General features: G+C 59.2%; 12 protein-coding genes. 5 read left to right on the top strand and 7 right to left on the bottom strand.

Annotated elements, in window-relative coordinates; translation table 11 throughout:
• Positions 1-43: 43 nt before the first annotated feature.
• Positions 44-409, bottom strand: a complete 366-nt coding sequence (locus tag WDN46_09500) for a hypothetical protein (protein MEJ0093655.1) — start codon at positions 407-409, stop codon at positions 44-46.
• A gap of 169 nt (positions 410-578) precedes the next feature.
• Here WDN46_09500 and WDN46_09495 point away from each other — a divergent pair, with 169 nt between their 5' ends.
• Entirely contained in the window at positions 579-1,973 is a 1,395-nt protein-coding gene (locus tag WDN46_09495; protein ID MEJ0093654.1) for a phospholipase D-like domain-containing protein, read from the top strand.
• A 54-nt stretch (positions 1,974-2,027) separates the two neighbouring features.
• Here WDN46_09495 and WDN46_09490 read toward each other — a convergent pair whose 3' ends face one another.
• Together WDN46_09490 and WDN46_09485 are read right to left on the bottom strand one after the other, a co-directional pair.
• The gene (locus WDN46_09490) at positions 2,028-2,525 is read right to left on the bottom strand and encodes a hypothetical protein (protein MEJ0093653.1); all 498 of its coding nucleotides are present in this window, start codon (positions 2,523-2,525) and stop codon (positions 2,028-2,030) included.
• A gap of 270 nt (positions 2,526-2,795) precedes the next feature.
• On the bottom strand, positions 2,796-3,101 hold the full coding sequence (locus WDN46_09485) for a hypothetical protein (GenBank protein MEJ0093652.1): 306 nt from the start codon (positions 3,099-3,101) through the stop codon (positions 2,796-2,798).
• Positions 3,102-3,348: 247 nt separating this feature from the next.
• Here WDN46_09485 and WDN46_09480 point away from each other — a divergent pair, with 247 nt between their 5' ends.
• The 3 genes from WDN46_09480 to WDN46_09470 all read left to right on the top strand — a co-directional run bounded on the left by WDN46_09480 (position 3,349) and on the right by WDN46_09470 (position 5,744).
• Positions 3,349-4,632, top strand: a complete 1,284-nt coding sequence (locus WDN46_09480; GenBank protein ID MEJ0093651.1) for a PQQ-dependent sugar dehydrogenase — start codon at positions 3,349-3,351, stop codon at positions 4,630-4,632.
• A 10-nt stretch (positions 4,633-4,642) separates the two neighbouring features.
• On the top strand, positions 4,643-5,029 hold the full coding sequence (locus WDN46_09475) for a c-type cytochrome (protein ID MEJ0093650.1): 387 nt from the start codon (positions 4,643-4,645) through the stop codon (positions 5,027-5,029).
• Positions 5,030-5,387: 358 nt separating this feature from the next.
• Complete coding sequence (locus WDN46_09470) at positions 5,388-5,744, top strand: hypothetical protein (protein MEJ0093649.1); 357 nt, start codon at positions 5,388-5,390, stop codon at positions 5,742-5,744.
• Positions 5,745-6,541: 797 nt separating this feature from the next.
• On the opposite strand, the gene WDN46_09465 is transcribed toward WDN46_09470, so the two are convergent.
• From WDN46_09465 to WDN46_09450, 4 genes are all read right to left on the bottom strand, one after another.
• Positions 6,542-7,129 carry a hypothetical protein gene (locus tag WDN46_09465; protein ID MEJ0093648.1) on the bottom strand — a complete coding sequence of 196 codons (588 nt, stop codon included), beginning with the start codon at positions 7,127-7,129 and terminating at the stop codon, positions 6,542-6,544.
• Positions 7,130-7,304: 175 nt separating this feature from the next.
• Complete coding sequence (locus WDN46_09460) at positions 7,305-8,333, bottom strand: AI-2E family transporter (GenBank protein ID MEJ0093647.1); 1,029 nt, start codon at positions 8,331-8,333, stop codon at positions 7,305-7,307.
• A 570-nt stretch (positions 8,334-8,903) separates the two neighbouring features.
• Positions 8,904-9,284 carry an HU family DNA-binding protein gene (locus WDN46_09455; GenBank protein MEJ0093646.1) on the bottom strand — a complete coding sequence of 127 codons (381 nt, stop codon included), beginning with the start codon at positions 9,282-9,284 and terminating at the stop codon, positions 8,904-8,906.
• A gap of 548 nt (positions 9,285-9,832) precedes the next feature.
• A complete protein-coding gene (locus WDN46_09450) occupies positions 9,833-10,336 on the bottom strand; it encodes a VOC family protein (GenBank protein MEJ0093645.1) in 504 nt (167 codons plus the stop codon).
• A gap of 261 nt (positions 10,337-10,597) precedes the next feature.
• Between WDN46_09450 and WDN46_09445 the strand changes: the two genes are divergently transcribed.
• Positions 10,598-11,551: a DUF5996 family protein gene (locus WDN46_09445; GenBank protein MEJ0093644.1), complete on the top strand. Its 954-nt coding sequence runs from the start codon at positions 10,598-10,600 to the stop codon at positions 11,549-11,551.
• The last annotated feature ends 202 nt before the right edge of the window (positions 11,552-11,753 follow it).

Raw genomic sequence — 11,753 nt, 5'->3', positions numbered from 1 at the left:
AACACGGCGATAAGGCCGAGGCCAAGCGCAAGAAATAGAACATCTAACACGGAACTCTCCATATGTTTGAATTTGGCCGCATCATTGCGCCTAAACGCGTCAGGGTTCGATCCGTAAGAGAGGCGGCCGCTGTAAAGGCTCCATAAAGATTGCGGCCAGCGGAGACATTGTTTTTTTTCTTCCCGTCTGCCTGGGCATTTAAGCGTCTCAGGATAGGGAGTCGACTCCAAAAAATGCTTCCTGCAAGCGTCAGCGTATGCTCGACGATTGGCCCAAGCGCCAAAGCGGTGATGAGCAATTGCAAACCGCCAATGATCAGTATCGCGTTGAGGAACCCGCCGACAGAAGGAGGCCTGTCGGTCTGCGCAAAAACCCGTTGGTTCGATTCAAAAGCAAGAGCAGCCGACATAAGCATGTCGCAAAGGCCTTGGCCTAATGATCGGGATCTCGCCACGCCGCGGCCGGCGCGGCGACCTTAACCTCTTCGCTTAAGAGCGATGGCTCGACGGTTCGATGAGCGTCGCCGGCGCGCTTGCGGGAGAGGCCGGCGCATGATCAACTGATGTCCGGTTCCCTCGATGACGCTCTTCGGAATGTTCGGTTCAGTCATATTCCCGCATTTCGCGATGATCGCGGGCGTGTTGATGAGCCTGCTCATCGCGCCGCGATTGCTGCGTCAGCGCCGCTCCGCGCCCAGCACGACGGCGTGGCTGATGGCCATCGCGCTGGTCCCTTGGCTCGGCATCCCGGCCTATCTCGTATTCGGCAACCGCAAGCTGGGAAGCGCCCTTATGCTCAAGCGTCCGATCGGCTCGGACCTTGGCGCGGCGAGTGATTTACCGGCTGGCCCGGCGGGCGCCGACCAGCTGCTGCAGAGCTACGGTCTGCCCCCGGCTCTGCCTGGCAATCGCTTTCGCCTCTGCGCCGACGGCGTCGAAATTTACCGCAGCTTTATGGATGTGATCGACGGCGCGCAGACGCGCATCCACATGGCGAGTTTTATTCTGCATCCGGACGCCGTCGGCCTCGCCATTGTGGAGGCGTTGGCGCGCCGCGCCCGCGAGGGGCTCGAGGTGCGCCTCCTGCTCGATGGAGTTGGGTCGTATCATACGTCCCCGCGGGCGCTGGATCCGCTGATCCGGGCTGGGGGCGAGACCGCTTTTTTTCTTCCCGTCCGCTTGGCGCATTTCACCCGCACCAATTTGCGCAATCATCGTAAAATGCTCATCGCCGACGACAAAAGAGCAGTCGCGGGCGGGGCCAATGTCGCATGCGAATATATGGGCCCAATGCCCGACCCTGCGCGCTGGCGCGATCTCTCGTTTTTGCTCGAGGGGCCAGCCGCACGCCAATACGCCGCGCTGTTCGCCGCCGACTGGGAATTCGTCACCGGCAAGTCAGTCAGCCTGCTCACCGAGAAGGCGCATCCTGCAGGCGAGACCGTCGTGCAGATCGCCCCTTCTGGACCCGACGTATCCGGCGATCCGGTCTATGCGGCGATTGTCTCGAGCGTGTTCGCGGCCCGGCGGCGGCTATGGATCGTGACGCCCTACTTCATTCCTCCTAGCGCTCTCGCGGAGGCGCTCATCCTCGCCGCCCATCGCGGCGTCGACGTTCGGATCTATGTGCCAGATCCCTCAAACCACAGGCTCGCCGATCTCGCCCGCGGCCAGCCGCTGCGCGATGCCGCGGCGGCTGGCGTGAGGGTTGTGCGCTTCGTCGGCGGCATGGTGCATGCTAAAATCGTGGTGATCGACGATGAGCTTGCAATGGTCGGCTCGGTCAATATCGACCCGCGCAGCCTGTTCCTCAATTTCGAGGCGAACGCCATCGTCTATGGCGCGGAAAGCGTTGGCGCAGTGGTCGGCTGGATCGAGGGGATAAAGGACAAGTCGGAAGAAGGCGTCCCGCCTGTCTCCGCCTTGCGCGACACGCTCGAGGGCGTCGCGCGCATTCTAGATCCGCTGCTATAACTTCGCGGATCCGCCGCTCATCTCGGCCGCCACGCTGGCGGCAAGCCCGTCACATCAATTGGGGTAGGGCCTTCCCAGCGGGCCTGGATCATCATCCGGGGCTCCTGCGCTGCCGTAATAGCCTGCGAAGAAGGGCGAGCCATAGCCATCGACGGGATTGAAAATTCCATGATGATGCGTAAGGCCGTAGCCTTCGCCACCGGGGAACAGATAGTCGTAGCCGGTCGCGTCGGCAGCTATCGCACTATGTATCGCCTCAGAGGATTCTATGGCTTGACGCTGCCGAGCGCGCCATGCCCCGACGCGATAATGCCAAGGCAGAGGATAAAAGCCCAGTCCCCCGTCTTTATCGCCGACAAGGGCGACAAAGCCAGTGGAATGCCGGTTAGCCGTTAACCGCGTGCGCATGCCCCCGCGCGTATGGTTGGCGCCAATGAGCGGGTCGTGGGCTCCGATATGCTTCGACTCTGCGGCGGCAGGCGCCGATGCGCCGCCTGCAAACGCCAGAGCCGCAGCGAACGCCACAGCCGATATCCTCTCACGAAAGCGCATTTCCCTGATCTCCAAACACTCGACGAACCGCAAATCCGCGCTCTCTTATACCGGCTAACGCCCATAGACCGCCGCGGTTCCGCCGGCAGCTCAGAGGAGCGGCTTCATTGTTTCGTCAATTTGTGGCGAGTCAATCTTTAAACGCCGCCTGTCGCGGTTCGAGTTAACATCAAGCCTCTGCAAGCAAGCCGCTCAGCGGCGGGGTGGCATTGATCGCGCTCCATCATGCCGGCCCAAATGGCTTTATACGAATACGACGCGTTCGATCGATCATCCTGCGATCAATGCCGCCGAGACGGCCTTAGACCATTGGGCATGATCTTTTGTGTATTGTTGCGAAAATCGGGAAGGTGTTTCCCGCGGGCCGCCATTCTTTTGTTCCGACGCCATCTCGACTGAACAGCAATCATAGTAATTACAAACCTTTCCTGCAGGCGGGACTTCATTTTTGATGCCAGATCGATGACGAGCGCGCGGGTTTCCATCGAAGCCCCTCGCGGGTTTGTACGGGGAGGATTGCAGCGGCTGCTCGATCATGGCGATGGGGCGCGCCGCCCCTTTGATGATTTTAGCCACGGACCGGATTGTATAACGGCATGGCGCAGTTTAAGGTCAAAAAGGCGTGATGTAACAGGCGGGCGACTGTTTCATTGCCGAACGGGCGGCTGAATAGCGAAGCGGGCGATTCCAAGCTGCGCGTCCGCTTCAAAATGCCCGTTGCAAGAAATTTGTTTATATAGAACAAATGCTGCGTCCAAGGTGGATGGCGCTGCGCTGGAGATAAACCTCGCAGTCGACAAACAAGAAAATCGGGAGAGACTTAATGGATCTAAAAGTATTGGCCGTGGCGATGGTGGTCGCCGCCGGCGCCGCCCAGACCCCTGCCCCGGCGGAGGCGCCAAATCCTGCGCCGGCCCCTGGCCAGTCGGAAGTCATGTCCAAGCTGAAGGACATGCACTCAGCCGGCACTTCGCTGGAGATGGAAACCGTGCCGCAAGGCGGCGCCAAGGCTGATGAGCTGCGGGCCAATCTCAAGCACATCAAGCTGCCTGAAGGCTTCAAGATTGACCTCTACGCGATAGTGCCCGACGCGCGGCACATGGCGGTGGCGAATAATGAATCCATCGTGTTCGTTGGAACGCGCAAGACGAAGGTGTGGACGGTCAGCGACCGCACGCATTCGCGCGTGGCCGACGAAGTGAAGATCTTTGCGCCAGCCCTGCAGTTCAAGATCCCGAACGGCGTGTGCATGAGCAAGGACGGCATCCTCTATGTGGCCGAGTTGAGCCGCGTCATCGCCTTCCCCGCCGCAGAATTCTTCTATGAATCGCCGGACGTCGCCGTGCAGGTCGTGACCGATGCGCTGATCCCGAAGACCGAGGAAAGCTACAACCACATCGCCCGCGTTTGCCGCATCGGGCCGGATAACAAGCTTTATGTCACAGTCGGCCAGCCGTATAACGTGCCGCCGAAAGAAAAGCTGCCGCTGTACAACGAGCAGGGAATTGGCGGCATCGTCCGCATGGACCGCGACGGCTCCAACCGCGAAGTGTTCGCTCGCGGCGTGCGCAACTCAGTCGGCATGGCTTTCAATCCGAAGAATAACGAGCTCTGGTTCACCGATAACCAGGTCGACGGAATGGGCGACGATATCCCTCCGGGCGAACTCAATCGCGCGCAGACGATTGGACTGAACTTCGGCTTCCCCTGGTACGGCGGCGGCCACGTCCGGACCGTCGAATTCAAGGACGATACGCCGCCGAGCAATGTCGTGTTCCCCGAGGTGGAGATGCCGGCGCATGCCGCTGACCTCGGCATGATGTTCTACGCCGGCAAGATGTTCCCCGAGAAATATCGCGGCGCCATTTTCAGCGCCGAGCACGGTTCGTGGAACCGCACCACGCCGATCGGAGCGCGCGTGATGGTCACCTATCTGAAGTCGGATGGCTCCGCCGATCACAGCGAACCCTTCGCCGAAGGCTGGCTGAATGATGAGACCGGCGAATACAGCGGCCGTCCCGTGGACGTGGCGATGTTGAAGGACGGCAGCCTGTTGGTCAGCGATGACTACTCGGGGGCCATCTATCGCATCAGCTACGGCAAGTAAGGCGGGGCTTGTGAAGCAACGGAAGATGATCGCAGCGGGTGGGGCGATAGCCCTGCTCGCCGCAACCTTGGCGCTCGGCGCGCCTGCTCTCGGGCAGCCTGCGGCCGCGACGCAGGATGATGCGCCAGCCGGCGATCCACTGGCTGGGCGTAAGCTGGCGCGGTCGTGCGCGGCCTGCCATGGCATCAATGGCATCGCCAACACGCCGGATGCAGCCAATCTTGCCGGGCAGAACTCTAATTATATTGCCCGGCAATTGCTCGCCTTCCGCAGCGGCGAGCGCAAGAACGACACGATGTCGATCATGGCCGCGTCGTTGACCGACGCTCAGATTGCCGATGTGGCCGCCTATTTTGGCCAGATCCAGATCCAGGTGACCAAAGTTCCCGGACAGTGACTTTCCGCTTCGCCATCGCCCTGAAGATAGCTGGCGGCGGCATGTTGAGCGCGAATAAACTGCAAACGCACAAGCGCCTCCGGACCCCGGGGGCGCTTTTTTTCATAGCGCGGGCAGCGAGTCTCGCCCTTCGATGTCTGCGGCAAGGCAGCCCAACCTTCCCCGCGGCGGCTGCGCGAATAGTGAGCCGCATGAGCGTCTGGCTCAATGCGTCACACGCTCTCGCATGTGGAGGTAGTTTTCGCGAGCAGGTCATGAGGATTGTTCGGCGACCATCGTTCGGTCTGCGTCAACTGGACACAATCGCTGTCTATCATACGTTCCCGACCAGTTGGGACCTGTCCAAGAACATAATCTAATGTTGAAATGCAGATGCCTGATCGGCCAGTATCCGGTATACGAGATGGCCGTATCGAATACCCACTCGGAGGCTCTCGTGGCTAAGTGGACTTTTGTAGGATTTCTTCTCCTTTTTGCCGGCGCGGCCCAGGCGCAATCCTCGGCCCCGCCGTTGGAACAACCGCAACGCCAATTGTTGTCGTGTTCCGGCTTCAAATATAACGCGGATGGTTCGTGGACCGCCGTCAAGCCGATGATTATCGGCACGGCGACCGTGAACCCTGGCGATTCGATTCGGCCGGGCGCGGCAACGGGAGGAATCGATCTGGCTGCAAAATTGACCGCCAACTGCCCGCACTATCCCGGACTGGAGTGAATCAAAACCCGCCCCGGGGCAAGTGTGGTTCCCTCGATAAGCCAAACCGAAAAAGAATTAACGTCGGGCGAAGCACCGGCGCGAATCGCAAGGACCCAACAAAAATGGCGCGCGGGACCGAACGGAAGCTGGTGCGCTTTCCCTAAACGCGGCTGATCGAATTGGAACGGCGGTTAATGCAGCGTTTCGCTCGTTTGAAATAACGCCAAATGATTTTCAGCGGCGTCGATATACGAGAGGACCCATTCAAATTCCTGGAGAGCAAGTAGATCTAGATATTCGCTTGAGTCCGGAGCAATCTGGCCCGTGTCATACAAGTATTGCAATTCGTCAAGTTTGGCGAAAATCCTTTCGCGGAGATTTGAGGGTGAAGACATGTATCGCTCCGCGAGCCTATAGATGAAAGGTGTCGAAAATAGAATACCAAGTATCAATTTTCGATTTTATTTATAGTTCGTTCCGCGCAAACCGATCTGACTACAACCTATTGTTGTTTAGTCGATTTCGGATATGAAATGGCGGTCTATTGCGATTTAGCAGTAGAACGGGGCTATTATACATAGCCCGTTTGGGTAAAACATTCCCAGGAAATGTCTCGTTTGGGCGGAATCATAGGCCGCGCGGGGAGCCCCCCACCGCGGCGGTCCAAATTGGAGCGCCTGCCCACCACGACATTCGTCGCGATTCTCGCGCCAGCCGGCGGCGCCCGCATCCTTCTTAAAGCTTGCGCTTTTCGCCGGCGATCATGCCCGCGCTATGAATGCGAGCAGGCGATATCGCAGCGCAACCGTCCGCATTCAACCTCTCTCGGGCGACGACAAACCTTCGCTGCGCCGAGCGCTCCGATGCCAGGAATAGACGATGCCAACCCCGATCAGAGCGACCACCACGCCCAGAACAACGACGATGGCGGATTGTTGCAGCCAGGCGATGCCCGGCACTGCGAGCGCCATCGCGACGCCGATGAAGCAGATCTGCCAAGATAAAATCGTAATGCCGGCGGTGACCGTGCCGAGCGCCAGCAACAGCAAAACGGTAAGGCCGGTCGCCTCCGGATTCAGCAATCTCTGAACGCTGGGCAAAAGCGCTAGGTTCATGGCGATTAAAAACGACAGCCAATGCAGGGCTTGGGTCACAATGAGACGCAAACGGGCGCGCCTGTCGCCGGACTCGGCCCAGGCTGTCGAGACGACGGCGATCCCGATGACGAGCGCCATGAATTCCCAGTAGCCGACGAGCGGATGCCTCGAGACGCTCGTATAGGCGATGCCGATCAGCGTCAGACATAGCACAACGAGATAGGGAAGCTCCCTCAACCAGAAGCTGGCCTTGGGCGAGGGCGTAACCCTGCCGCGAAGATCATCCGCTAAAGCGTGTTCGCTCATGACAATCCATTCGTTGCATCCAGCATCGAGGAAAGAGCCGGACCGCCGGTCGCTTTTCAGCCTGATCTACAAATGGAGCATAGCGCAACACGGCTAAAAAGCCACGACCCACGCAAGAAAATCGGTTGCGAGCAGGCGGCGACAAGGCACAGGCAGTCTAATCCTGCGCTTCGACTTACGGGCCCTCAGGCGCGCGCCCCGACAAAAGCGCCGCGACCCAGCGAGCGGAGGGATATTGCTCGCAGAGCGTGAGCGCGGCGATGGCGATCGGAACGCCGATAAAGGTGCCGGGCAATCCCCATAGGAAACCCCAGAAAACCACCGAGAACACTACGACAAAGGGCGAAATAGCAAGGGTCTTGCCGGTGAACAAAGGCTCGAGATAGCTGCCGATCAGCAGTTGAACCACTGTCAAGGTCACGAGGACGAGGAGCGCCATCTCCCAGGATCCGAATTGGACGAAAGCAAACAGCGTCGGCAATACGGTCGCTATGAGCGGACCAATGAACGGGATGTAGTTGAGCGCGAATGTAATGACGCCCCATGCCGCGGCAAGATCAAGACCTACGACAGCCGCCAAACCCCAAACCACGACGCCGGTCAAAATGCTGGCGATGGTCCGGACCAGCATATATTGCCGAAATTTCTTGGCGATCTTCTCGCCGGCGAGCAATAGCCTAGAGCTATTGGCCTTATCGCCCAAGCGTTCGAGATTCTGCCGGAATTCGTCCGCCTCGCCGAGTCCCATCGCCATGAAAATAAAGATGAGGAGCGCGAACCCGATAAGACTATTGATCGTCGCAGCGACCGTCCGAAAAGCGCCGAGCAGCCACACGACGTTGAACCGCTCGCTGGCGAGAGTGACGATGAAAATATCGTGATCCTCAAGCCATTTGACCGCCGAAACATAAAAGCCTTGAAAACGGACGATGTTCTGAGGAATCCATTGTGCGATCTGACTGGCTCCCCAAGCAACCATTGAGGTAAGCTTGACGATGACGACCAAAGTCACAAGAACGGTAATTAGAAGAGCCAACCCACGCGGCATTCGAGTCTGAAGCTCTTTCTGCAGCGGCCAAACGATGGCGATAGCGAACAGAGCGAATGCGACGGACTCAAAAACGACGTCGGCGAAGCGAAGCGCCGCCACAACAAGAAATATTATGACGAGGACGGAGGCGGTGCGGCCGACGCTATTGTTCATAATTCTCGTAACCCCGTGCGGCGACGATGCGCATCTACTGCGTAACCGCCCGCGACGCGAATCATGGCGCCAAATTGTGACAGACGCCAGAACTCTCGATTTGGCGCCGCCGCCGAGACGGTTCGCAGAAACGCGGGGTGGCGTTCTTAGGCGAACTCACAGTTGATGAATCCGCGCAAGGCGAGGCTGTTGGTCAGGCGCTCATGGCGGCGGAAACAGATTTGACCCCACAGCGTAGCCATCCGCGCTGCATTGCGAGATCAGCCGGCACATCGGCGGGCGCGCAAACGATTGAGCAAGGCGGCGCGCCCTACCCAATGGCGCACCGACACGTCGATCTCCCCAGGATAGGCGGCCGCCGATTTTTCTGCGAAATCTGATGCGCGATGATCGACGACCGCGCCGAGGCGCAATTTCTGAAGCCGCCGCGGCGATGAAGGCTGGCATGCCAAACGCGCTGAGCCCTATTGTGGACCGAGGCCAGAGCTAGGTCGATCTTGCGCCGGCGGGCTCGAACGTAGCGAGGCGTCAAAGGCTGCTCGGCCTCCTATTGTGGATGTCTCCAGCAGGTCACAGCGCTTTTTTCAGATCGCTGGCGATCCTAAACGTGATCCCTTTGCTTGCTTTAATTTTGATGGATTCGCCCGTGGCCGGATTGCGCCCTTTTCGAGCCGCGCGCTTCTTGACCTGAAAAATTCCAAGCCCGCTGACGCGGACCTTGGCGCCCTTCTTCACTTGCTTCGCGATGACCGCGACCATGTCATCGAATAATTCATCGACCTTCTGTTTCGGCAGCTCATGCGTTTCGGCGAGCTGGACGCCGATTTGCTTAAGCGTGATTGTTGCTTGCGCCGCTTGAGCGCGCGGGGCGGCGGCTGGTTTGACCGCTTTGGCCTTCACGGTTTTGGCGCTCGCGGTCTTCGCAGCGCTCGCGGGTTTCTTCGCAACCATTGATCAACTCCTTTGGTTAGCATTGATGTTTATTGATTAGAGAATGAGATCGTTAGAATCCCACAATCAATGCCGTGTCAATAACCCAACGAGTGTCGGTCGCCCGCCACGCCAGCATGAGTTGGCGGCGAAAGCCCGCCGCCACGGCAACAAGCTCAAAAAAACGTGCATTCTTTCAATGCTGGCATCAAGGGCGATGGCATTGAACGCATGTGGCTTCTGCGCGCGCCGGCCTATGAATTATAGGCGTCAGCCCAAAGGCGACGCCTGATTTGCATCAAGGAAGCGGCTGACTGCCGCGAATGAAACGAACTGTGATAAGGCTCACGACCGCCCCCAAAAGAGCGACCGATCTTTTGCGGACCCGCGCCGGATTGGCGATCGTCTTCGTCGGGTGATTCGGCCGGAGGCCAAGCTCGGCGCCAGCGTTTAGGCTCCGTCAGACTGAAGGTAGCGCCGCGTCCGCGCTGCGACGTTATTGCCTCAACCATCGTTTCGTCCTGTTGACGCGAAAAGACTCTCCACGGGGTCGCCGCTGTCCGAAACAGTCAAGACGCGACGGTGGAAACCGATTCGGTCGGCCGGAAGCAGCGGCGTAACCCCCGATTATTTTCGATCGCCGGTCTCGGCTGGCTCCTCGACGCGCTCAAACTTCGATTGCTGCGGAAAGCAACCTCCAGCAACACCCCTCCTGGTACTCGCAGGAATAGCCGACGCTCGCCGATTTCCGGCAGTTCCGTGGGCAAGTAAGGGATAGACAGGCGCTCGAGCTTGGCGCGGAAGGCGTCGTAGTCGTCGCGCAGGAAGGCGACGTGGTCGATGCGTTCGGCCGCCGCAGCTGCGTCGCTCGCGCCCTCACGCGCCGGAATCAGGTGCACAAGCGGCTCAGCTCCCTCGTACAGCCAATGTCCGGGAAACGGAAAATCTGGACGGAAGCCGTCCCGCAGGTCAAAGACCTGTTCGAAGAACGCGCGCGTCGCCGCCATATTGCGCGTACTGAGGGTGACGTGGTCCAGGATCATGGCTGCCCTTTCACGCGGCTGCGCCGCCATTGAGGCTGATGGTCGATTTCCGGCGGCAGCAAGATTGCACATGATTTATGTCCGATGGCCAGCGGGCGAGCGCGGCGGGGCCTATGAACTGAGGCTGGAACGAGGGCCGGCAGCTTTGCAGGCGCCAGCCGCGACTGCCACTCGTCGAGGCGCACAAGATTTCCGCCGTCGCCCGTTCCGGACACTAAACTGTTGGTCGAAGAATGGACCAGCGTTATCATCGCAACGCTACCTGTCTTCGCTCTTTCCACGAGATGAGCTATGCAACGCACAACCGCTTCAAGCGCATGGCCCGAACTGCCCTATCCGGCATGTAAAGAGACTCACGCGACGCTTCATCTTTGGACCCAGATTGTCGGAAAAATCCGATTGTCTCAGGAGCCCTGGCTCAATCACTCCTGGCATACCACGCTCTACGTTACGACGCGCGGACTGACCACCTCAACGATGCCTTATGGCGACCGCGCCTTCACGATCGATTTCGATTTTATCGACCACCTGCTGTTCATCGAAACGAGCGACGAACAACGGTGGCGAATGCCCCTCCGCGCTGAGCCGGTCAAAGACTTTTACGCCGCGATCATGGCGGCGTTGGCGGATTTGGGATTTCCGGTCGTCATAGACGAGACGCCAAATGAATTGCCGGATCCAATTCGCTTCAGCGAAGACCGGATTCATGCTTCTTATGATCCCGAATGCGCTCACCGCTTCTGGAGGGCGCTCCTCCAAATCGATCGCGCGTTCAAGCTCTTTCGCACCGGCTTTATCGGCAAGTGCAGTCCCGTACATTTTTTCTGGGGCAGTTTTGACCTCGCGGTGACGCGCTTTTCTGGCCGCCGCGCGCCGCTGCATCCTGGCGGCGTTCCTCATCTCCCCGATGCCGTTGTGCGGGAGGCCTACTCCCATGAAGTGAGCAGCGCCGGCTTTTGGCCTGGCGGCGGCGCCATCGACTATCCAGCTTTCTATTCTTACACTTATCCTGCTCCTTCGGGATTCAAATCGGCCGCAGTCCGCCCAGCATCTGCATTTTTCAGCGAAGAACTACAGGAGTTCATTCTTCCCTATGACGCCGTGCGAACGGCCGAGGCGCCGGAGGCGGCGCTGCTTGAATTCCTGCAAAGCACTTACGAGGCGGCGGCCAATGCGGCCAATTGGGACCGCAGCGCCTTTGAACGACCGTTAGGACAAAGAGACCGGCCGCCAATCATCTCATGAAATGCTTCGGGAGGCGTTTGGCCCGCATGATCGACTTCAATGCGATGCGCGCGGCGGCCCCGTCGATATGCGCTCGTCCGCTGTCGCCTTAATAAAGCGCCATTGTGCCGCACCGATCGCGCCTTCCGAGCGGCACGCGGCTGGCATAAGCAAGACCAGAGCCCGCGCAGCGACATCCGAATTGACGCGATAGTCTGAGGGT

The sequence above is a fragment of the Methylocella sp. genome (genome assembly GCA_037200525.1).
Lineage (GTDB): Bacteria > Pseudomonadota > Alphaproteobacteria > Rhizobiales > Beijerinckiaceae > Methylocapsa.
This window is presented reverse-complemented; position numbering and strand designations above follow the sequence as displayed.